The following is a 20989-nucleotide window of genomic DNA, read 5'->3' on the forward strand; positions in this document are numbered from 1 at the left end:
GGCAAGCTTTGCCTGTGATATGATGGACACCATGAGCCGAATACCGAACTTCGCGAATGTCCCGTTTGAAAAGTCAGCTGGCCCTGCGATCATCGGCAGCGCCGAACCGTGGCTCACGCCCGAAGGCATTCCGGTAAAGCCCGGCTATAGCGAAGCCGATCTCGAAGGCATCGATTTCCTTGAGACCTGGCCCGGTATCGCGCCCTACTTACGCGGTCCCTACCCCACGATGTATGTCAACCAGCCCTGGACCATCAGGCAATATGCCGGCTTCTCCACGGCGGAAGATTCCAACGCCTTCTACCGCCGCAATCTTGCGGCCGGACAGAAGGGCTTGTCGGTGGCGTTCGACCTGGCGACCCACCGCGGCTACGATTCCGATCATCCCCGCGTCACCGGCGATGTCGGCATGGCCGGCGTCGCGATCGATTCCATCTACGACATGCGCACGCTGTTCTCGGGTATTCCGCTCGACCAGATGAGCGTGTCGATGACCATGAACGGCGCGGTGCTGCCGATCCTGGCGCTGTTCGTTGCCGCGGCCGGGGAACAGGGCGTGCCGCCGGAGAAGCTTTCAGGAACGATCCAGAACGACATCCTGAAAGAGTTCATGGTGCGCAACACCTATATCTATCCGCCGGCGCCCTCGATGCGGATCATCTCCGACATCTTCGCCTACACCTCGCAAAAGATGCCGAAATACAACTCGATCTCGATTTCCGGCTATCACATGCAGGAGGCCGGCGCGACGCAGGATCTCGAACTCGCCTATACGCTGGCTGACGGCGTCGAATATCTGCGCGCCGGGCTCGCCGCCGGTCTCGATGTCGACCGCTTTGCGCCGCGGCTGTCGTTCTTCTGGGCGATCGGCATGAACTTCTTCATGGAAGTCGCCAAGATGCGCGCCGCGCGGCTGTTGTGGGCCAAGCTGCTGAAGCCGTTCAACCCGAAGGACCCGCGCTCGCTGTCGCTGCGCACGCACTGCCAGACCTCGGGCTGGTCGCTGACCGCGCAGGACGTCTACAACAATGTCATGCGCACCACCATCGAGGCGATGGCGGCAACGCAAGGCCATACCCAGTCACTGCACACCAACGCACTCGACGAAGCCTTGGCGTTGCCGACCGATTTCTCGGCCCGCATCGCCCGCAACACGCAATTGTTCCTGCAACAGGAAAGCGGCACTACCCGCATCATCGATCCCTGGGGTGGCTCCTATTATGTCGAGCGCCTCACCCGCGATCTCGCCGCCAAGGCCTGGGGCCATATCCAGGAGGTCGAAGAGCTCGGCGGCATGGCGAAAGCGATCGAGGCCGGCGTGCCAAAGCTGCGGATCGAGGAAGCTTCCGCCAAGACACAGGCCCGGATCGACGCTGGCCGGCAGGCGGTGATCGGCGTCAACAAATACAAGCCGGTCGACGAACCGCCGCTCGACGTGCTCAAGGTCGAAAACTCCATTGTGCGCCGGCTGCAGATCGACAAGCTGGCGCGGCTGAAAAAGGAGCGCAACCAGAAGGACGTCGATACGGCGCTGGCGGCGCTCACCCGGTCGGCCTCCGAAGGCAACGGCAACCTGCTGGCGCTGGCGATCGACGCCGCGCGCGCGAAAGCGACCGTCGGCGAAATCTCCGACGCGATGGAGAAGGTGTTCGGGCGGCACCGCGCCGAAATCAAATCCATCACCGGCGTCTACAAGCGGGAGGCGTCCACCATGTCCAACCGGGTTGAGAAAGTGCAGGCGCTGATCGATGCGTTCGAGGAAGCCGAGGGCCGCAGGCCACGCATCCTCGTCGCCAAGATCGGCCAGGACGGCCATGACCGCGGCCAGAAAGTGATCGCCTCCGCCTTCGCCGATATCGGGTTCGACGTCGACATCGGGCCGCTGTTTGCGACCGCCGATGAGGCGGCGCGGCAGGCGGTCGAAAACGACGTGCATATTCTCGGCGTATCCTCGCTCGCGGCGGCGCATCTGACCGCGGTGCCGGAACTGAAGGCCGCGCTGAAGAAATACGGCCGCGAAGACATCATGATCATCGTCGGCGGCGTGGTGCCGCCGCAGGATTACGACGAACTCTACAAGGCCGGCGCCGAGGCGATCTTCCCGCCCGGCACCGTCATCGCCGATGCCGCCGAGGAACTGATCCACAAGCTGAATGCGCGGCTGGGCCACAGCGAGGCGGCGGAGTAGCCGTATCCGCTGCTCTTTATCTTAAAGGATTTCCCGTGCGCTGCGCTGTATCCATGTTCGCTCGCAAGATGTTCCTCGTTGGCGCGCTCGCGTGCCTGGCACTACCGACCGTTGCCCTTGCCGCCGATCCCAAGCCCGACGCCGTCATCAAGAACAAGAGTATCGAGGCCACCGTCTTGCTCGACGACAAGATCAAGGCGGACGCGGCGCTGGCCGCGAATTGCCTCGCCGAGGGCAGGAAGTGGATGGCCAAGAACGCCGCGGAAGCCGCGGCCTCGCGCAAGGAGGATCCGCAATTCTTCCGGAACGGCGGCTGGACTTTTGAGCGCAAATACAGCATCCGCTCGGTGGTCGACAATCGTTATGTGAGCGTCGTGCGGTCGGACTACATGGACACCCACGGCGCCCACCCCAACAGCGATGTCGATACCGTCCTGTGGGACAAGGCCGAGAAGAAGCGCATCAGCATCCGGCCGTTCTTCACCGAGACCGCCGACAATGGCCCGACCATGAAGGCGATGCTCAAGGCCGTGATCGCCTCGCTGGATATCGAAAAGAAGAAGCGCGGCACCACCGAGACCGCAACGGCCGAGTGGTACAAGGACCTCGAACCCAGACTGCTCAAGATCGGCGCGGTGACGCTCACGCCCTCGACCGAGGAAGGCAAAAGCTCGGGCCTGACATTTCATTATCCGCCCTACGCGGTCGGCCCCTATGTCGAAGGCCAATATGTCGCATTCGTGCCGTGGCAAGCGATCAAGCCATATCTCGCCCCGGAGGGCCTGAAGATTTTCGGCGGCGAGCGGTCGGCGGGCGACGACGACGGTCAACGATGACCGGCGCGGCCAGGCTCGATATCGACATATTGACCAGCGAACTCCGCAGCGGCGGCCGCGCCGCATTGGCACGCGCGATCACGCTGGTGGAAAGCAGGCGGGCGGATCATCAGACGGTCGCGCGCGACCTCGTGCAGGCATTACTGCCCGAGACCGGCAAGGCGATCCGAGTCGGCATCACCGGCTCACCCGGCGTCGGCAAATCCACCACCATCGATGCGCTCGGAATGTTTCTGATCGAGCGCGGCCACAAGGTCGCGGTGCTCGCGGTGGATCCCTCCTCCGCCCGTACCGGCGGCTCGATCCTCGGCGACAAGACGCGGATGGCGCGGCTGTCGGCTTCCGACAACGCCTATATCCGCCCTTCGCCCTCATCCGGCACGCTCGGCGGTGTCGCGGCGAAAACCCGCGAGGCCATGCTGCTGTGCGAGGCCGCCGGTTTCGACGTGGTGCTGGTCGAGACGGTGGGCATCGGGCAATCCGAGACCGCCGTCAGCGACATGACGGATTTTTTCCTGGCGCTGATGCTGCCCGGCGCCGGTGACGAGTTGCAGGGCATCAAGAAGGGCCTGGTCGAACTCGCCGACATGATCGCGATCAACAAGGCCGATGGCGACAACGTTAAGCGCGCTAACGCTGCCGCGGGCGAATATCGCAGCGCGCTGCATATCCTGAGCGCCCGTTCGGAACACTGGCATCCGCCCGTCGTGACCTATTCGGCGCTGACCGGCGCGGGCATCGCCGAACTCTGGCAGAAGATCCTCGATCACCGCACCGCGATGAACGCCTCGGGCGAGTTCGCCGCGCGGCGGCGGCAACAGCAGGTGAAATGGATGTGGTCGATGCTGGAGCAGCGGATGATGACGCGGCTGCGTTCCGACCCGGCGATCCGCGCCAAGGTGAAGAAGACTGAAGCCGAGGTCGCCGACGGCCGCATCACACCGGCGCTGGCGGCCGATCAGATCGCGGAGATGCTTCGTTGACATGAACGACAGGCTTCGCATCCTCGTCACCGGCTTTGAGCCGTTTCCCGGCGTGCCGTTCAATCCGACGCAGCCTTTGGTGGCGCGGCTGACACATCTGCGCCGTCCCGCCCTGGCCAGCGTCGAACTGACAGGCCACATCTTTCCCGTGACCTATGAAGCCGTCGACCGGCAATTGCCCGAATTGATCGAGAAACACCGCCCGCAGGCGCTCCTGATGTTCGGCCTTGCCTCGCGCACGCCATATGTGCGGATCGAGACCCGCGCGCGCAACGCGATCACCACGCTGTGGCCCGATGCCGGTCACACGCGGGTGCGCAAGGGATCGATCGCCGACGGCGCCGACGCCATGATGTTCGGCCCGCATACCGGGAAACTGCTGCGCGCGGCTCTCTCGGCTGGTATCGACGCGAGAAGTTCGCGCGATGCCGGCAGCTATCTCTGCAATTATCTGAGCTGGCGCGCGATCGAGGCCGTGCGCGCCGGCCACGGCCCTCGCCTCGCCGCCTTCATCCATGTGCCGCCGCTTGAGCGCGACAGCATTTCGCGACCGAAAGACGCGGCCGGAATCACGCTGGAGCAACTGGTCGATGCCGGTGAAGCGATACTGATGGAAATGGTGAAGCTGACGCGAGCGGCGATTCGGGAGATCGTGTGATCTCTCTCCTCTTTCGCTTGCCTGGACAGGTAAAAATTTAACCCTACCCCGAACAATCGCTTTTCCTGCTATCGCCTTTACGGTGCCAAGCCGCATTTCTGCGTTACTCCGATGCTGCGGATATGCATCCCGCGCCTCCGTTGGAAAACGCAATCATGGATTTCAATCGCCGCCATCTCATCGGGGTTTCTGTAACAGGCGTGGCCGGTGCGCTCGCGGTGGCGCCGGATGCCGCGCGCGCGGCGCCGCTGACATCCGCGCTCGGGCGCGACGCCGCGCAATATGGCGTCCGGCCCGGCAGCCCCGACGACCAGACCCGGGTCTTGCAGCACGCCATCGATGAATCCACGCGCGCGCAGGCGCCGCTGGCACTGCCGCCGGGCGTCTATCGCACCGGCCTGCTTCATTTGCACAGCGGCACGCAGCTTGTCGGCGTGCGCGGCGCGACAAAACTCGTCTTCAACGGTGGCGGCGCGTCGATGCTGCTCAGCGAAGGCGAAAACAATATCGGGTTGGCCAATATCGCCCTCGATGGCGGCGGCCTTCCGCTGCCGGCCCGGCGCGGCCTCGTCCATTGCCTCGGCGGCCGCGACATCCGCATCACCGATTGCGAGATCATGGGCAGCGGCGGCGCCGGCATCTGGTTCGAACAGGTTTCCGGCGATGTCAGCGGCAACATCATCACCAGCACGGCCTCCACCGCCGTCGTCTCATTCGACGCGCAGGGCCTGATCGTTTCGCGCAACACCATCACCGGCACCAACGACAACGGCATCGAAATCCTGCGCACCGCCATCGGCCACGATGGCACGCTGGTGGCCGACAACCGCATCGAGGACATCAAGGCTGGCCCCGGCGGGTCCGGACAATATGGCAACGCCATCAACGCCTTTCGCGCCGGCAACGTCATCGTGCGGGGAAACCGCATCCGCAATTGCGACTATTCCGCCGTGCGCGGCAACTCGGCCTCCAATATCCAGATCACCGGCAACAGCGTCAGCGACGTACGCGAGGTCGCGCTGTATTCCGAGTTTTCGTTCGAGGGCGCCGTGATCGCCAACAATACCGTGGACGGCGCGGCGATCGGTGTCTCCGTCTGCAATTTCAACGAAGGCGGACGGCTTGCGGTTGTCCAGGGCAACATCATCCGCAACCTCCTGCCGAAGCGGCCGGCCGGCACCGCGCCGGATGACGACGCCGGCGCAGGCATCTATGTCGAGGCCGACAGTTCGGTCACCGGCAATGTGATCGAAAACGCGCCGTCGTTCGGGATCGTCGCCGGATGGGGCGAATATCTGCGCGACGTCGTCATATCCGGCAATGTGATCCGCAAGGCCTTTGTCGGCATCGGCGTGTCAGTGACGTCGGGCGCGGGAACGGCGCTGGTGAATACCAATATGATTTCGGAAGCCCCGCGCGGCGCAATAGTCGGGCTTGACCATTGGCGTCCGGTCACTCCCGATCTCACCAGCGATGGAGCGCCGCGCTTTGCGCAGGTCGTGATCGGAACCAATGCAGTACGGGGATAGCCCGGCCTGGAGCTTCAATTCTGAGGAAGCAGAACCGAAGCTCCATCTTCCTTGTTTTGACGCGTTTTCTTCACACGAACCGGAATCCACTTCGCTCGAAAACGCTATAGCTACAACGCGTTACGCAGCAACGGATAGCGGTTGTGGACTCCCAAGGCATTGATCGCAAGCTTCAGTGAATTGTTCTGTAAACCGTCCTGGACCGGCTCCGCGACCGGTAGCAAATCCGGTTCGAGGGCCGGAGCATCGATCGACAGCGTAGGAGGTGCTTCGTGCGATGAAACACCAATGGCCTGCGAAACGGCGGCGAGAGCCGACTGCGATATCTCGGACGAAACCGGCGCGGGCCGCGGCGAAGGCTCGCGAACGCGGCGGATTAATCCATCGCCGCGCGGCAGCGGCGTTACCTTGGTGCGCCCAAGCCAGGAGACGTCTATTTCGAGATTTTCACGGGAAGCCTCGCACCTCAACAGATCGCGCCAAGTTTCGACCGCAGCCTTGGCTTCCTGAATATTTTCAAGAAACGCACGTTCGCTGTGATAGCGGCGCCAGCGGCCCGTTTCAAACAATTCGGTGAGGTATTCCAGCCGCCGCTCGGCCAGATTGCACCAGCGCGTAATGATGTCGCGGCCACGCGCCACGTCGAGTCGATGTGTCATGAGCCAGCCCGCTAAGGAGAGAACGGACGCAGACGCAACCGAATCAACTTCAACGTGACAGCTATATTCTGTGGAAAACTCTCGCGTTGTCCAGTGAGAGACGGCGCGCCAGGCCGGATATCGACAAAAAATCAGGGGAGAATCGGGATTTCGTCCCTGTTTTCCGTCAAGCAGCAGCGCTGGCATGGCCGGCCTGCATTGGTCTCCGCAAAAAATAAAGATTCGATCTCAAGATGACCTAAAAATGAAAGACCCGTCCGGGGGGACGACCGGACGGGTCAAGCTATATGGGCGCTGGGGGTGGATGGGCGCTCGCGCCGGATACAGCCTATGGGGAGGCATTACCGCCCCCACCTTGTTTGGTCGCGGAGGCGGCGCGACACGTTCAAAGGGAACGGCGTTTTTTTAACTTCCAGGACGGATATTTTTAGAGTCCGCTTTGCGGCACTACAGCTGCGAGATTGACGATCTTCTCGCCTTGCAGCCTGCCTATCAGCGCGGCGAATTCCTGCCTCGACATGGACCGCTTGCCGAATTGCAGCCGGAACAGGCCGCCCGAAGCATCGATGATCGACGCGTGGTAGCTGCCGAGCAGCGTCGTGACATCGGCGACCCGCGCATCCGGCGCGAACCGCACCAGCACGCGCGGCGGGGTCTCCACTCCTGCCGATCGGGCCACAGATTCTTTCTCGCCGCGCGACGCCATCTGGAACGGGACCGGCTGCTGGTCCCTCACCAGCATCGCACCGATCACACCGGCTTGCAGCAACAGCACCGGGGCGCCGAGACATCCGAACCAGGCCAGTACACGCGGTGAGAACCGCGCGAAAAATCCGGCGATCCTCGCGGAAAGGGCGAGCGACACCGGCGGATCGCGCGCCGGCTCGCTATCGATCGCCGCGAATAATTGCCACATGACACGCGCGGATGGGGCGCCGAGGCTTTCGTTGAGACCGATGATCTCGGCATATTCTTGCTGAACTGCGGCATATTGTTTGACGAGTTCGGGATCGCGGGCGAGCGCGTGTTCCACGCGCCTGGCGTCGCGCGCGTTCAAAGCGCCGGCCGCATGCCACGGCAGCAACATCTCCACTTCACTGGGCCTCTGCTCCAGTATTTTTTTCACTGCCATCATGGCCCGCCTCGCTCGATGCCGGCTGCCTTGGGCAGTTCCCCTGACAGCTCCCTTGGCACTTACCTTGGGCAGTTCGGCCAATTTCTTGCGCGCGTAAAACAGACACGTCTTCACGATGTTTTCCGGAATGCCGACAATTTCAGCCAGCTCCTCCGCCGATTTCCCGCGGCAATAGACAAGTCCGCAACTTGCCTATCCCCGCGCGAGCCGACGGCACCCGCAGGGCGATCCTATCGCCCCGAGCGATCCGAGCATCCGAAGGAAGCCGGCTGTCTCGCGCTCATGACCATCTCTCTCGGGGTTGGTCGGAGCGAGTTGCCGGGTGGTTCGATGAAAAGAAAAAGATTTTTCAGATTATCGCAACAATGCGATTTCTTCCGTGAGGCGCCGAACAGAAGGCTATAAATGAGCGGCGGCCGAACTCTCGCGTGCTGACCTTGGTTAAGAAACCGATATCATAATACAGCAACATATTAGTGATTTCGACAATATGAGGCGGCCGAACTTACCAAAACGGCCCCGTAACACAGCCTTGTAACACAGCCCTGGCGCAATGACGGCTGGCCGGCGCCGTTACATTTCGACCCCGGGCGAAACCGGCCCTGATCCTGCAAATTCCCATGACGAAACAACGCAATGGCAAAAGAAATTCGGTTCCGAAAGATACCAAACCTAAAGGCTTTTCTCCGTAAGGTTCCCCGGATGTATTCCAGCACGGCGGGACATGATCAGCGCGGCATCACTACGAAATTTAGGCTTCGGCAGCATCATCGTGCCTGCCGGCGGCTTGCCGCTGGACCTGTTGAAGCGCCGCGTGACCTATCGCCGGCATACATTCGCGGTGCAGGTCTTGAGCTATGCACTCGGGGCGGCCGCCTTGCTGGCCTATGTGCATGCCGGAACGATTGCGACGACGATACCGTCGGCGTTCTTTCTTTGCGGCGTCGTCCTGATCGGCATCTTCGCCGTCCTGTCTGAAACCCACTTCAACGATCGCTTCGAAGATCACTATCTCGCTGTTTTCCAGGTTGGCGGTCACACCGCAATACAGCTCGGTTTTCTGCTGGCAGCCCCCCAGATCGGCTACGCCTTTCTCAACGTCCTGTTTCTGATTTTCGGCGTCGCATCGCTGCGGATGACGCCGCGTCAGGCCACGACCGCGTGGACACTGACGACATTGAGCGTGGCCGCAATTTTTCTATGTCTTCGGACTCCGATCGGAATGCCGGCCAACACGACGCCTGAGCGTCTTGCGGCTGCGCTGTGCTTCGTTCTCACGATCGGACAATGCGTATTTGTCGGACTTTACGGCGACTCGCTGCGCAAGAAACTCTACAACCGCGGTCTCAAGCTGAAGAAAGCCTACAGCCGGATCGAGGAACTGGCCGAGCTCGACGAACTGACGGGTTCGTACAACCGCCGCTGCATCATGCGAATGCTGGACGAAGAGATCGCCCGCGCCCATCGCTTCAAGACCCCCTGCTCGATCGCGTTGATCGATCTCGACTGGTTCAAGCGCATCAATGACGCCTACGGCCATCCCACCGGCGACGAAGTGCTGCGGACATTCGCCATCACCACATTCGCCAACATCCGCAACATCGACAGGTTCGGCCGCTACGGCGGCGAAGAATTCCTGCTGGTGCTTCCAGAAACGTCCACCGACAGCGCCAAGCACCATCTCGAACGGTTGCGCCAGATCATCGCCGATCTCGACTGGAGCGCATTCTCGCCCGGCATGCAGGTGACGATTTCCGCAGGCGTCACAACACTCCAACCGGACGAGACGCCGGATATATTTCTCGCTCGCGCCGACCGCGCGCTTTATTCAGCCAAGGCACGGGGACGCAACCGCATCGCCAGCGTTTGATTCAATCATTTCCATTCCGGGGACGAAGAAACGTGGCCCGGCCTGAATGAAGGCTCCAGGATAGAGTTTCATGAAACTGAAAACCGCCTCCAATCCCGAAAACCTGCTTGACGAGCTGCAGACCACGCTCGAGCACGGGACCGTCGCACGCCGGGTCGAAACCCTGCGCCGGGTGACCGACCTTTTCATCAACGGCGCCGTCGACTATTCCGACAAACAGATCGGACTGTTCGACGACGTCTTCGAATGCCTGATCCTTCACATCGAGACCTCGGCCAAGGCGCTGCTTGCCAACCGCCTCGCCCCAATCGACACGGCGCCGCCGCAGACCATGCGCGCGCTGGCGTTCGACGATGTCATCGAGGTCGCAGCGCCCGTGCTGTCGCAATCGGAACGGCTGGACGACGATACGCTGATCGAAACCGCACGCACCAAAAGCCAGGCGCATCTGATGGCGATCTCGATGCGAAGGGTGCTGAGCCAGGCTGTAACCGACGTACTGGTGCTGCACGGCGACAATGAGGTGCTCCAGAGCACCGTGAACAATCCGGGCGCGGAATTCTCCAAGCGCAGCTTTACCCGGCTGGTCAATCGCGCCGAGGGCGACGACGACCTTGCGACCTGCGTCGCTCTGCGTCCAAACCTTCCGAGACATCTTTATCTGAAGCTGCTCGCGAAGGCGTCGGACACGGTTCGGATGCGGCTCGAGGCCGCCAACCCGCGTCAGGCGCGCAACGTGTCGGGCGCCGTGCGGGAAGTAACGCGACGTGCGCGCTCGGCGCGATCGGCCGTCAGCCAGGAAACCGCCATCGCGCATGCGCTCGTCAAGTCCCTGCACGAGGAGGGCCGGCTCGATGAACATCAGGTCGAGGCCTTCGCCGAGGCCGGAAAATTCGACGAGGCCAACGCCGCCATCGCGGCACTTGCCAACGTCCCCGTGTCGATCGCGGAAAACATGATGGTGGAAACCCGCGCCGAGGGCGTGATGATCCTGGCAAAGGTCTCGGCAATGTCCTGGGCGACCGTCAAGGCGATCATCAACATGCGCGACGATCTGTCGGGCATGGAGCCGACCGACCTCGAAGCCTGCAAAGCGACCTACACACGGCTACGACAATCGACGGCGCAGCAGGTGCTGCGTTTCCATCGCATGCAGCAAACGGCGCCGCCGGCGGCATAGAAGCCAAAGGATACTAAAAACGCAGTACGCGCGATCCCGCCAGCGCGCCGACCGCGGCGACCGCGGCGGTGGCGATGCTGTACCAGGTCGCGACGAACAGCGGCGAGTCATCGGCACAATGCGACGCGTAGAGCGTCGCCGCCAATCCCGCCGACAACATCCCGGCGATCGCACCCGCAACCGCCGGCCGTGTCGGCGCACCGCGACGCAGGCCGATCAGCGCTCCAGCCAGCAACGGCAGCGACATCAGCGGTATGGCGCTCATGCAGACCCGCGAATTATAGCCGACCAACCGTGTCATCATCGGCAACCGCTGTGGCAGCATCATCTCGCTTCCGATTCCCGCTGCAAGGATCCCGGCCGGAATCAACAACAGCCACGCCCACCCACGCAATGAGGCTTCCGGCCGCGACAGATGCAGGCTGACTGTTATCGCCGAGATCGCCAACGCCAGCGTCACCACGAACTTCAGATCGAAGAACGGATTATGCATCGCGGTCATGATATCCGGCCGCACGCCGAGTATCAGGAAGAAGATCGCGATCGATACCGGCGCCGCCGTCAGCAGCATCAGTGCCAGCATGACCCCGACCGGCCGCGCGCGTTGCCCGTTATCGGCGGCGAGGGTTCGAATGAGCTGATCGGTATCCATGGCTATTGTTCCCGCAGTTTGGCGGTAAGGTTCGACAGCGCGCGATGCAGCGCCACGCGGACCGCCCCCTCGCTCATCGCGAATTTCGCCGCGGTGTCCTTGATCGACGCGCTATCCACCGCGATCGACTGCAACACCTCGCGCTGCCGTACCGGCAGGGATTGAAGCTGGGCTGTGACCTCGTTGGCCGGAACGGTCTCGGCCGCAGGCTCGCCCGGAAGCGTCTCGGCGAAATCGTCGATGTTGACGAACACCCGGCGGCCGCGCCGGCGCAGCGCATCGATCAGCTTATTGCGTGCGATCGCAAACAACCACGGTGCGAACGGCGCGCGGACGTCCCAAGTATGCCGCTTCAGATGCACCGCCAGCAAAATGTCCTGCACGATATCCTCGGATTGATCGACCGGTTGCCCGGCCCGCGCCAGACCGCGGCGCGCCGCGGCCCTCAACACCGGCGTCACGGCCTTGAGCAGACGATGATACGCAGCATTGTCGCCTGAAATGGCCAACTGCATCAGGCCAGTCCATTCGTCTTCACGTTCGCGCACGTACGCTCCCACACCGCAATTCGAATGATCTTTCAATTTGTTACGTTCGCAAAACACCACTCACGAAGTCGTGATGTCCGTCTTGACGCCCGCCAAGGCCGTCTGCTTCGGGCGGAGAGTCGCGGCCGCAGGCAGCCCCATGTTGAAGGCTCATAACACCGATCGGTTCGGCTGACACCCGAAGCTCCTGTACCGGGAGATGCGCGAACGGACCATCCAAAAAACTGGCCGGGCGGAGTCCCTCCCTGCCGCGTTTTTGCCCGGACTCGCCCGAAGATTCCCTTTTTCCGCCCCGCTGCCGACATGCCGCAGGGTCTCTTTTTACCCCCAGGGGCTGGCACATGGGGAGATACCACATGACCATCAAAGCCAGCGGGCACTCGGCATTGATACTCGCAGCGGGGTTCTGGATCTGCGCTGCGGGGTCATCGCAAGCCGCAAGCGACGACAGCACCGCAACACCTGTCGCCAGGCACAGCTCGCACCACTGGAAGAAGTCCGCGCACCACCAATCCAGCAAAGCGACGGCGAAATCCTCCGACAGCAACAAAACAGCCGATGTGGCGGACAGCACCGGCGACAATTCGCGGCCGCCCCGATCCGCTCAAATGCCGCCATCCGTCGCCAACGCCAACGCGCAACTGGCGGCCGATATCCCGGCTAGCAACGACGCCAAGCTCATGGCGGAACGCGCCAACAACATCGTGCAGGCCGCGCCGGACAAGGCTGCCGACGCGCAGCCGGCCACAGATGCCCCGGTTGTCGCCGCCGATCAGCTTAACGACGTCGATCGCGCCCTGCACGAGGCCGCCGCGCAGCCGGTGGCGTCAACCTCGGCCGATGCGCAGGCTGCCATGGCGAATGCCCCGGTCGTAGCCGCCAGCGGCGGCGGTTCCTCCTGGGATCAGGCCTCGCTGATCGGGAAGATCTTTATCGGCGTCGGCGCGTTGCTGACCATGGCTTCCGCCGCACGCATGTTCATGACCTAACTGCCCGACATTATCCCCGGACGCGCGCCCCGTGGCGCGCTCCTCCGGGTAGCGATCAACTCAAATCCCCCACTTGATGCGTATCCCGCCAGCGGGCACATTGCCCCGTGACGTCCGATTGCTTTTGACGTCAGGCTGCGGGGTGAATCATGAGCACGTTTGAACACATCATCGTCGAAAGCAAGGATGCGGTCGGCATCATCAGGCTCAACCGTCCGAAAATACTCAATGCGCTGTCTTTCGGCGTGTTCCGGGAAATCGCCGCCGCGATCGACGATCTCGAGGCCGACGACAAGATCGGCTGTATCGTGCTGACCGGCAGCGAAAAGGCCTTCGCCGCGGGCGCCGACATCAAGGAAATGCAGCCGAAGACCTTCATCGACATGTTCTCCAGCGATTTCGTCGCGATCGGCGGCGATCGCGTCGCGAAATGCCGGAAACCGACGATCGCCGCGGTCAGCGGCTACGCGCTGGGCGGCGGCTGCGAACTGGCGATGATGTGCGACATCATCATCGCCGCCGACACCGCGAAATTCGGCCAGCCCGAGATCACGCTCGGCACCATTCCGGGCATCGGCGGAACGCAGCGGCTGACGCGGGCGATCGGCAAATCCAAGGCGATGGACCTGTGCCTGACCGGACGGATGATGGACGCCGCCGAAGCCGAACGATCGGGCCTGGTCAGCCGCGTCGTGCCCGCCGACAAACTGATGGACGAGGCGCTGGCCGCGGCGGAAAAGATCGCCGCGATGTCGCATCCCGCCGCCGCCATGGCCAAGCAAGCCGTCAACCGTGCCTATGAGACGACGCTGTCGGAAGGGCTGAATGTCGAGCGCAACCTGTTCCACTCCACCTTTGCGCTCGAGGATCGCGCCGAAGGCATGGCGGCGTTCATCGAGAAGCGCAAGCCGGTGAACAAGAACAGGTAACGCCGTAACGATAGCGATTATCCTATGCGAATCCTGGCCAGCGCGGTACTGACCAGCGCGCGGTAGACGCGTTCGGACCACGTCGCAGGCCGGTCGAGCCCAAGTCTCGTCAAACATTCCAGATCGGACCCATCCGGCGTATGCGTCAGGCCCTGCCATAATAATCCCGCCAAGCGCCGCGGCGTGCGTTGCGCCTCCTGAAGAAGCTGCAAGGCTGGAAGCAGGCGCTGTTCAACGTCGGTAAAATCGCTGCCGAACGGAAACCACGGCAGCAAGCCCGCCTCGCGCGCCGGCTTGAGCGCCGTCACGATCCTTTCGGGATGATTGTCACGGTAGGCGTGGGGAATTTCGAAGCTCTTTGGCAGCTTGCCGGCTTCCTTGGCCTGCCGCATCAGGTCGTCCTGAAACCGGGAGTCCGCAACCTGCAGCATCGCCGCGATCACCTCGGCGTCGGATTTTCCCCTGAGATCGGCGACGCCATATTCGGTGACGACGATATCGCGCAGATGCCGCGGGATGGTCTCATGGCCGTAACGCCAGCGGATATTCGATTGGGCTTTGGCGCCGGCCAGCCGGCTCGCCTCCACCGCGAGGATCGAGCGCGCATCCGCCAGCGCGAAGGCCTGCGCCACGAAATTATACTGGCCGCCGACACCGCTGACGACCTGCCCGTCCTCCAGCCCGTCGGAGACCGCAGCTCCCATCAAGGTTGCCATCATCGCATTGTTGACGAAACGGGCGTCGACGCGGGCGCGCCGCTTGGCGTCCTCGTCGCCATAGAGTTCGTTGGTAAAGGACACCGGCATCATCTGGATTCGCGCCAGCTGTTCGGGCGGCATCTCCCGCAAGGCGCGATAGAACGATTTCGGTCCGAGAAAGAACGCTCCATGCAGCACGACGCCATCGACCTCGCGCTTGAGGATGCCGGCATCGACCAGCGCGAGGAAGGCCTCGAACAGCATTTCGCTGACGCCATAAAGCCCCTTCTCGAAGGGCCCGGTTTCCAGCTCCGGCGGATATGTTGACGGCGCGAGCCGCTTCATGATCGCGTGAAATTGAGCGTTGTCGCGGTGGCGGACGATCAGGCCTTGCGCCAGCGCATCGCCGACCTGGCCGATGCCGATCTGAAGCGTTCCGCCGTCGCGCACGAGGCCCGCCGTGTGCAAACCGATCGCGTATTTGCTGTCGGTAACCGGCTCGGAAGGCGGCGCAAACAGCGGAAACTCGGTCGCGGGAGCGTCGAGCACCGCGCTGAATTCGTCCCCCGGCAGGTCGCCCAAGCCCGGCATGAACGGCAGTTCGGAATTGACCTGTCCGATCAGCTTGAACGAAGCGCGGCCCTCGGCGCGGGCGCGCAGGATATCCAGCGTCGTATCGGTATTGCAGCTCAGGCTATAGCGGGCGACGCCATCGACCACGCGTTTTGCGACCAGTTGGGTGACGACATTCAATCCGCGCGCCAGCAGATATGAGGACGCGTGGGTATAGTTTGCCGAAATGTAATGTTGCTGCGCGGACGGCACGTGCAGCCATTTTCCGGCCAGGAAGAAAAATTCGATCACCGCTATATTGGGCGGCAGTTCGCCCGCGCGCAGCGCGTCGGCATAGGCAAGATCGGGATAACCGCCGAACAGGCGGTCGATCACGGGCGTGATGAAGCGCCGCTCCAGCAGATTCGCCGGTTTCGGCTTTTCCAGCGTCAACGCGGACAGGAAAGTAAGGGTGATGCCGCGGTCGGCCGCGGCCCGCGCGTAGAGCGCATTCACAATATGGTTAGCTTTGCCGAGCCCGAGCGGCAGTCCGACCACCAGATTGGTCCCGACATCGCGGATAATCTCCTCCGCGATCGCGTCGGGGTCGGAGAATATTTTCGGCATTCAATGCAAGCCCGGCGCAAGAGAGACAGGCCACGCCCGGAATCGGGCGCCAACCGCTGGGTTCCTATAGTCTATCTGCACCCGATATTCGTCTGTGACGAACCGGCAACAGCGCTGCACTGAATTCACAGGGTTTATGGGCCCGATGGTTTGCCTGTGGCGGTCGCGCCCTCTAAACAGGTACATCAGTTGGTGGCAGTCGGCGGGGGCGGACGGCCGGGTTGGTAACGGAATCAGATGGTTGGGCGTGCCGCTAGAGTTGGCCACGTGGAAAGGCGCATGCCCCGGTCGGGCATTTGCCTTGGCGCCGCAACATGGCTCGTAACCTGCCTCGGCCTTGTGACCTGGGTCAGCTTGCCCGCCACGGCGCGGGCCGAAAGCCTCGCCGAGGCTTTGGTCAAAGCCTATCAGAACAATCCACAGCTCAACGCCGAACGGGCCCGGCAACGCGCCACCGACGAGAACGTGCCGCAGGCAACGGCGGGCTACCGGCCCCAGATCATCGCCAGCCTGAGCGCCGGACTTCAGGCGGTGCGCGACCTGCTCCCCGGCAACACCATCCAATCCGCGACCCTGAAGCCGTGGATCATCGGGGTAACGGTGACGCAGACGCTGTTCAACGGCTACAAGACCGCGAACAGCGTTCGCGTGGCCGAATTGCAGGTGCAATCCGGCCGCGAAGCGTTGCGCAATGTCGGCCAGGGCGTGCTGCTCGACGCCGTCACCGCCTATACCAACGTGCTGGCCAACCAATCGCTGGCCGAAGCGCAGCGCTCCAACGTCGCCTTCCTGCGCGAGACGCTCGAAATCACCCAGCGGCGCCTCAAGGCCGGTGATGTCACGCCGACCGATACCTCGCAGGCGGAGGCCCGCCTGAGCCGCGGCCTTTCCGATCTCAATGCCGCCGAGGTCAATCTCGCCGTCAGTCAGGCCACCTACGCCCAGGTCATCGGCAATGCCCCTTCCCAATTGAAACCCGCCGACACCGTGGACCGCTATCTGCCGCACAGCCGCGACGAGGCCACCACCCTCGCCCTCAAGGAAAATCCCGCCGTCACCGCCGCCGGCTTCGACGTCGACGTCGCCTCGACCAGCATCCGCGTCGCCGAAAGCAGCCTGATGCCCACCGTCACCTTGCAAGGCAATGTCAGCCACAGCAGCGACTCGGACCCGAGCTTGAGCACCTTCAGGACCGACCAGGCCTCGGTAGTCGGCTCGGTCAATGCGCCGATCTACGATGGCGGCACCGGCGCGTCGCAGACCCGGCAGGCCAAGGAAGTGGCCACGCAAAGCCGGCTCGTGCTCGATCAGGTTCGCGACCAGGCGCGCACCGCCGCGCTCGGCGCCTGGGTCACAAATGAAGGCGCCAAGATCGCGGTGACGGCGTCCGAATCCGAAGTGCAGGCCGCCACCGTCGCGCTGCAGGGCGTGCAGAAGGAAGCGTCCGGCGGCCAGCGCACCACGGTCGATGTGCTGAATTCGCAGGCCGACCTGATTTCGGCGAGAGCGCGGCTGATCGGCGCCCTGCGCGATCGCGTGATCGCCTCCTATACGCTGCTCAGCGCCATCGGCCGGCTTGACGTCAAGACCCTGGGGCTGAACACGCCGGACTACCTGCCCGAAACGCATTACCATCAGGTGCGCGACGCCTGGGAAGGGCTGCGCACGCGCACGCCGTCCGGGCAGTAAAAACAAACCCTACCTTTTTTGATTTTTCCCCTGCCCCGGCCCATCGGCCGCTGAGTCGGCGCGGCTGTAAAGACCTCCGGGAAGGTCTTGCCGCCGCTATCGGGCGCGGCGCGAGAAGAACGAGATCAGGACCGGCAGCGTCACCAGGATGACGATCGGCGCCAGCATCATGCCGGTCACCACCACGACTGCCAGCGGCTTTTGCACCTGCGATCCGATGCCGGCCGACAGCGCCGCCGGCAACAGCCCAACGCCGGCGACCGCGCAGGTCATCAGCACCGGACGGAGTTGTGACTCGCCGGTGCGGACCACGGCGCTAAGGCGGTCGAGGCCGTCATCGATCAGCTGATTGTATTGCGACAGGATGATGATGCCGTCCATCACCGAAATGCCGAACAGCGCGATGAAGCCGATCGCCGCCGAAACGCTGAACGGAATCCCTGTGATCAACAGCCCGAGCACGCCGCCGAAGATCGCCATCGGGATCACGCTCATGGCGAGCAGCGTGTCGGCCATCGAGCCGAAATTGAACCAGAGCAGGACCGCGATCAGCGCCAGGCTGATCGGCACCACGATCGACAGCCGCCGGATGGCGTCCTGAAGGTTGCCGAATTCGCCGACCCATTCCAGCCGCGATCCCGCCGGCAGCTTGACCTGCTCCTCGACCTTTTGCTGCGCCTCCTGGATCGCGCTGCCGAGATCGCGCCCGCGCACCGAGAACTTGATCGGCAGATAGCGCTCCTGCTGCTCGCGATAGATATAGGCCGCGCCCGACACCAGCTTGATCGAGGCGACCTCGCTCAGCGGCACCTGCGTGATCGTTCCGTTCGGACCGGGCGCGCCGATACGCAAATTCTGGATCGCCTCGGCGCTCTTGCGATATTCGGGCGCGAGCCGGACGACGATCGGAAAATGCCGGTCGCTGCCGGGCTCATAGAGGTCGCCGGCGCTGTCGCCGCCGATCGCCACCTTGATGGTGGAATTGATGTCGCCGGGGGCAAGCCCGTAGCGGGCGGCCTTGGCGCGGTCGATGTCAATCTGGATCGTCGGCTGGCCGAGCGAGGTGAACACCGCGAGATCCGTGATGCCCTGCACCGTGGCAAGAACGTCCTTGATCTTGTCGGCGGTGTCGGTCAGCGTCTGCAGGTCGTTGCCATAGAGCTTGATCGAGTTCTCGCCCTTCACGCCCGACACGGCTTCCGACACGTTGTCCTGAAGATATTGCGAGAAGTTGAACTCGACGCCGGGAAACTGGTCCTGCAGCTTCGCCAGCATCTGCTGGGTCAATACGTCCTTGTCATGCGTACCCGGCCATTCGCTGGCCGGCTTCAGCGGCGCGAAGAATTCCGCGTTGAAGAAACCGGCGGCGTCGGTGCCGTCGTCGGGGCGGCCGTGTTGCGACACCACGGATTCGACTTCGGGGAAGCCGCGGATCAGCTTGCGCATATCGTTGACATAGGTGTTGCCGGCTTCCAGCGAGATCGTCGGCGGCAGCGTGGCGCGAATCCAGAGATTGCCTTCCTCGAGCTTGGGCAGGAATTCCAGCCCCAGCAGCCGGCCGAAGATGACGGTCATGACCACGAGCCCGATCGCCCCGGCCATGACGAGCTTGCGGTTGTTGACCGCCCAGTTCAGCATCGGCACGTAGATCCGATGCAGGATCGCCATGATCCAGGTCTCGGTTTCCTGCACATGCGCCGGCAGGATGATCGCACTCAGGGCCGGCGTGATCGTAAATGTCGCCAGCAGGCCGCCCGCGAGCGCATAGGCATAGGTCCGCGCCATCGGGCCGAAAATATTGCCTTCGACGCCGCTCAGCGTGAACAGCGGCAGGAACGCCGCGATGATGATGGCCGCGGCGAAGAAGATCGACCGCGACACGTCGGCGGCGGCGGAGAGGATGGCATGGCTCTTCATGCCCATCGTGGTTTCGGTCGAGATATGGCTTTGCTCGGCTGCCGAAAGCGCCGTGGTCTGGGTCAGCCGGCGGAAGATCGCTTCCACCATGATCACGGTGGCGTCCACGATCAGGCCGAAATCGATGGCGCCGACCGATAGCAGATTGGCGGATTCGCCGCGCAGCACCAGGATGATGACGGCGAAGAACAGCGCGAACGGAATGGTGGCACCGACGATCAGCGCACTCCTGAGATCGCCGAGGAAGATCCACTGCAACAGCACGATCAGGAGAATGCCGACCACCATGTTGTGCAGCACGGTCGCGGTCGTGATGTCGATCAGGTCCTTGCGGTCGTAGATGCGTTCGATTTTGACGCCCGGCGGCAGGATGCTGGAATTGTTGATCGACGCGACCACGTCCTCGACACGGCGGATCGTCGGCGAGCTTTGCTCGCCGCGCCGCATCAGCACGATGCCTTCGACGATGTCGTCGTCATTGTCGAGGCCGGCGATGCCGAGCCGCGGCCGCTCGCCGACGGTCACGGTCGCGACATCCTTGACCAGAACGGGATTGCCTCCGTTCTGCGCGACCATGGTGTTGGCAAGGTCGTCGATCGAACGGATCAGGCCGACACCGCGCACGACGGCGGATTGCGTGCCGATGTTGACGGTATTGCCGCCGACATTGATGTTGGCGTTGCCGACGGCTTGCAGCACTTGCGGCAGCGTCAGGCCGTTGGCGACCAGTTTGTTGAAATCGACCTGGATTTCGTAGGTCTTGGTCTTGCCGCCCCAGCCGGTCACGTCGATGACGCCGGGCACCGAACGAAAGCGGCGCTCCAGCACCCAATCCTGCAACGTCTTCAGGTCGAGAACGCTGTAATTCGGCGGGCCCTTGAGCCGGTAACGATAGATTTCACCGATGGCGCTGAGCGGCGAGATCTGGGGCTGCACGTTGCCGGGCAGCGGCGCCAGTTGCGACAGCCGGTTCAAAACCTGCTGCAACGCCTCGTCATAGGTGTAGTCGAAGGAAAACTGCAGTTTGACGTCCGACAGGCCGTACAGCGAAATGGTGCGGATCGTTTGCAGGTTCTTGATGCCGGAGACCTGGGTCTCGAGCGGGATGGTGATGTAGCGTTCGATCTCTTCGGCCGACAATCCCGGACTCTGCGTCACGACGTCGACCATCGGCGGCGTCGGATCGGGATAGGCCTCGATGTTGAGTTGCTTGAACGCGATCAGGCCGCCGACCATCACGACGACCAGCAGGCCCACCATCAGATAGCGGCGGTTGACGGCAATGGCGACGAGACGATCCATTCAGATCGGGACTTTCACTGCGCTGTGATGAGGACTGGCGTCCCGAAT

At 63.0% G+C, this 20989-nt stretch carries 16 protein-coding genes and 1 pseudogene; 10 read left to right on the plus strand and 7 right to left on the minus strand.

The genetic code is table 11. The features are described 5' to 3' along the window. The first annotated feature begins 31 nt into the window (after positions 1 to 31). The 5 genes from scpA (at position 32) to HB630_RS07080 (ending at position 6194) form a co-directional block, all read left to right on the plus strand. A complete protein-coding gene (gene scpA / locus HB630_RS07060; RefSeq protein ID WP_213771218.1) occupies positions 32 to 2188 on the plus strand; it encodes a methylmalonyl-CoA mutase in 2157 nt (718 codons plus the stop codon). A gap of 68 nt (positions 2189 to 2256) precedes the next feature. Beyond that, positions 2257 to 3024 (plus strand): RsiV family protein, encoded by a 768-nt coding sequence (locus HB630_RS07065; RefSeq protein WP_213771899.1) that lies wholly within the window; start codon positions 2257 to 2259, stop codon positions 3022 to 3024. Next, complete coding sequence (gene meaB, locus HB630_RS07070; protein WP_213771221.1) at positions 3021 to 4007, plus strand: methylmalonyl Co-A mutase-associated GTPase MeaB; 987 nt, start codon at positions 3021 to 3023, stop codon at positions 4005 to 4007. The genes HB630_RS07065 and meaB overlap by 4 nt, the downstream gene beginning before the upstream one ends. 1 nt (position 4008) lies before the next feature. Then, entirely contained in the window at positions 4009 to 4665 is a 657-nt protein-coding gene (locus HB630_RS07075; RefSeq protein ID WP_213771224.1) for a pyroglutamyl-peptidase I, read from the plus strand. A 155-nt stretch (positions 4666 to 4820) separates the two neighbouring features. Beyond that, a complete protein-coding gene (locus HB630_RS07080) occupies positions 4821 to 6194 on the plus strand; it encodes a TIGR03808 family TAT-translocated repetitive protein (RefSeq protein ID WP_213771227.1) in 1374 nt (457 codons plus the stop codon). Between the two features lie 110 nt (positions 6195 to 6304). Here HB630_RS07080 and HB630_RS07085 read toward each other — a convergent pair whose 3' ends face one another. The 3 genes and pseudogenes from HB630_RS07085 to HB630_RS07095 form a co-directional block, all read right to left on the minus strand. Further along, complete coding sequence (locus tag HB630_RS07085; protein ID WP_249780712.1) at positions 6305 to 7039, minus strand: TIGR03809 family protein; 735 nt, start codon at positions 7037 to 7039, stop codon at positions 6305 to 6307. A gap of 241 nt (positions 7040 to 7280) precedes the next feature. Further along, positions 7281 to 7988 (minus strand): hypothetical protein, encoded by a 708-nt coding sequence (locus tag HB630_RS07090; RefSeq protein WP_213771229.1) that lies wholly within the window; start codon positions 7986 to 7988, stop codon positions 7281 to 7283. A 63-nt stretch (positions 7989 to 8051) separates the two neighbouring features. Beyond that, positions 8052 to 8168, minus strand: a pseudogene (locus tag HB630_RS07095) (RNA polymerase subunit sigma); the annotation flags it as partial. A gap of 544 nt (positions 8169 to 8712) precedes the next feature. Between HB630_RS07095 and HB630_RS07100 the strand changes: the two are divergent. Together HB630_RS07100 and HB630_RS07105 are read left to right on the plus strand one after the other, a co-directional pair. Then, positions 8713 to 9858 carry a GGDEF domain-containing protein gene (locus HB630_RS07100; protein ID WP_213771231.1) on the plus strand — a complete coding sequence of 382 codons (1146 nt, stop codon included), beginning with the start codon at positions 8713 to 8715 and terminating at the stop codon, positions 9856 to 9858. 70 nt (positions 9859 to 9928) lie between these two features. Then, entirely contained in the window at positions 9929 to 11038 is a 1110-nt protein-coding gene (locus HB630_RS07105; RefSeq protein WP_213771233.1) for a DUF2336 domain-containing protein, read from the plus strand. A gap of 13 nt (positions 11039 to 11051) precedes the next feature. Here HB630_RS07105 and HB630_RS07110 read toward each other — a convergent pair whose 3' ends face one another. Both HB630_RS07110 and HB630_RS07115 read right to left on the minus strand, forming a co-directional pair. After that, on the minus strand, positions 11052 to 11690 hold the full coding sequence (locus HB630_RS07110; protein WP_213771235.1) for a DUF1109 domain-containing protein: 639 nt from the start codon (positions 11688 to 11690) through the stop codon (positions 11052 to 11054). A gap of 2 nt (positions 11691 to 11692) precedes the next feature. Continuing rightward, positions 11693 to 12238 carry a sigma-70 family RNA polymerase sigma factor gene (locus HB630_RS07115; RefSeq protein ID WP_213771236.1) on the minus strand — a complete coding sequence of 182 codons (546 nt, stop codon included), beginning with the start codon at positions 12236 to 12238 and terminating at the stop codon, positions 11693 to 11695. 356 nt (positions 12239 to 12594) lie between these two features. On the opposite strand from HB630_RS07115, the gene HB630_RS07120 reads away from it, so the two are divergent. Both HB630_RS07120 and HB630_RS07125 read left to right on the plus strand, forming a co-directional pair. Beyond that, positions 12595 to 13227: a hypothetical protein gene (locus tag HB630_RS07120; protein WP_213771238.1), complete on the plus strand. Its 633-nt coding sequence runs from the start codon at positions 12595 to 12597 to the stop codon at positions 13225 to 13227. A gap of 149 nt (positions 13228 to 13376) precedes the next feature. Continuing rightward, positions 13377 to 14156, plus strand: a complete 780-nt coding sequence (locus HB630_RS07125; RefSeq protein WP_213771240.1) for an enoyl-CoA hydratase — start codon at positions 13377 to 13379, stop codon at positions 14154 to 14156. Positions 14157 to 14173: 17 nt separating this feature from the next. On the opposite strand, the gene HB630_RS07130 is transcribed toward HB630_RS07125, so the two are convergent. After that, a complete protein-coding gene (locus HB630_RS07130; protein ID WP_213771242.1) occupies positions 14174 to 16033 on the minus strand; it encodes an acetyl-CoA hydrolase/transferase C-terminal domain-containing protein in 1860 nt (619 codons plus the stop codon). 279 nt (positions 16034 to 16312) lie between these two features. Here HB630_RS07130 and HB630_RS07135 point away from each other — a divergent pair, with 279 nt between their 5' ends. Then, complete coding sequence (locus HB630_RS07135) at positions 16313 to 17722, plus strand: TolC family outer membrane protein (protein ID WP_249780713.1); 1410 nt, start codon at positions 16313 to 16315, stop codon at positions 17720 to 17722. Positions 17723 to 17818: 96 nt separating this feature from the next. On the opposite strand, the gene HB630_RS07140 is transcribed toward HB630_RS07135, so the two are convergent. After that, positions 17819 to 20941 carry a CusA/CzcA family heavy metal efflux RND transporter gene (locus HB630_RS07140; RefSeq protein WP_213771246.1) on the minus strand — a complete coding sequence of 1041 codons (3123 nt, stop codon included), beginning with the start codon at positions 20939 to 20941 and terminating at the stop codon, positions 17819 to 17821. Between the last annotated feature and the right edge of the window lie 48 nt (positions 20942 to 20989).

The organism is Bradyrhizobium sp. dw_78 (assembly GCF_018449525.1).
GTDB lineage: Bacteria > Pseudomonadota > Alphaproteobacteria > Rhizobiales > Xanthobacteraceae > Bradyrhizobium.

Bases quoted from the DNA above. Each gene is read 5' to 3' on its own strand.
- HB630_RS07105 (WP_213771233.1), top strand. From the start codon at position 9,929: ATGAAACTGAAAACCGCCTCCAATCCCGAAAACCTGCTTGACGAGCTG.
- HB630_RS07130 (WP_213771242.1), bottom strand. From the start codon at position 16,033: ATGCCGAAAATATTCTCCGACCCCGACGCGATCGCGGAGGAGATTATC.
- HB630_RS07085 (WP_249780712.1), bottom strand. From the start codon at position 7,039: ATGCCAGCGCTGCTGCTTGACGGAAAACAGGGACGAAATCCCGATTCT.
- HB630_RS07125 (WP_213771240.1), top strand. From the start codon at position 13,377: ATGAGCACGTTTGAACACATCATCGTCGAAAGCAAGGATGCGGTCGGC.
- HB630_RS07075 (WP_213771224.1), top strand. From the start codon at position 4,009: ATGAACGACAGGCTTCGCATCCTCGTCACCGGCTTTGAGCCGTTTCCC.
- HB630_RS07140 (WP_213771246.1), bottom strand. From the start codon at position 20,941: ATGGATCGTCTCGTCGCCATTGCCGTCAACCGCCGCTATCTGATGGTG.
- HB630_RS07080 (WP_213771227.1), top strand. From the start codon at position 4,821: ATGGATTTCAATCGCCGCCATCTCATCGGGGTTTCTGTAACAGGCGTG.
- HB630_RS07090 (WP_213771229.1), bottom strand. From the start codon at position 7,988: ATGATGGCAGTGAAAAAAATACTGGAGCAGAGGCCCAGTGAAGTGGAG.
- HB630_RS07065 (WP_213771899.1), top strand. From the start codon at position 2,257: ATGTTCCTCGTTGGCGCGCTCGCGTGCCTGGCACTACCGACCGTTGCC.
- HB630_RS07135 (WP_249780713.1), top strand. From the start codon at position 16,313: ATGCCCCGGTCGGGCATTTGCCTTGGCGCCGCAACATGGCTCGTAACC.
- HB630_RS07100 (WP_213771231.1), top strand. From the start codon at position 8,713: ATGATCAGCGCGGCATCACTACGAAATTTAGGCTTCGGCAGCATCATC.
- HB630_RS07120 (WP_213771238.1), top strand. From the start codon at position 12,595: ATGACCATCAAAGCCAGCGGGCACTCGGCATTGATACTCGCAGCGGGG.
- scpA (WP_213771218.1), top strand. From the start codon at position 32: ATGAGCCGAATACCGAACTTCGCGAATGTCCCGTTTGAAAAGTCAGCT.
- meaB (WP_213771221.1), top strand. From the start codon at position 3,021: ATGACCGGCGCGGCCAGGCTCGATATCGACATATTGACCAGCGAACTC.
- HB630_RS07110 (WP_213771235.1), bottom strand. From the start codon at position 11,690: ATGGATACCGATCAGCTCATTCGAACCCTCGCCGCCGATAACGGGCAA.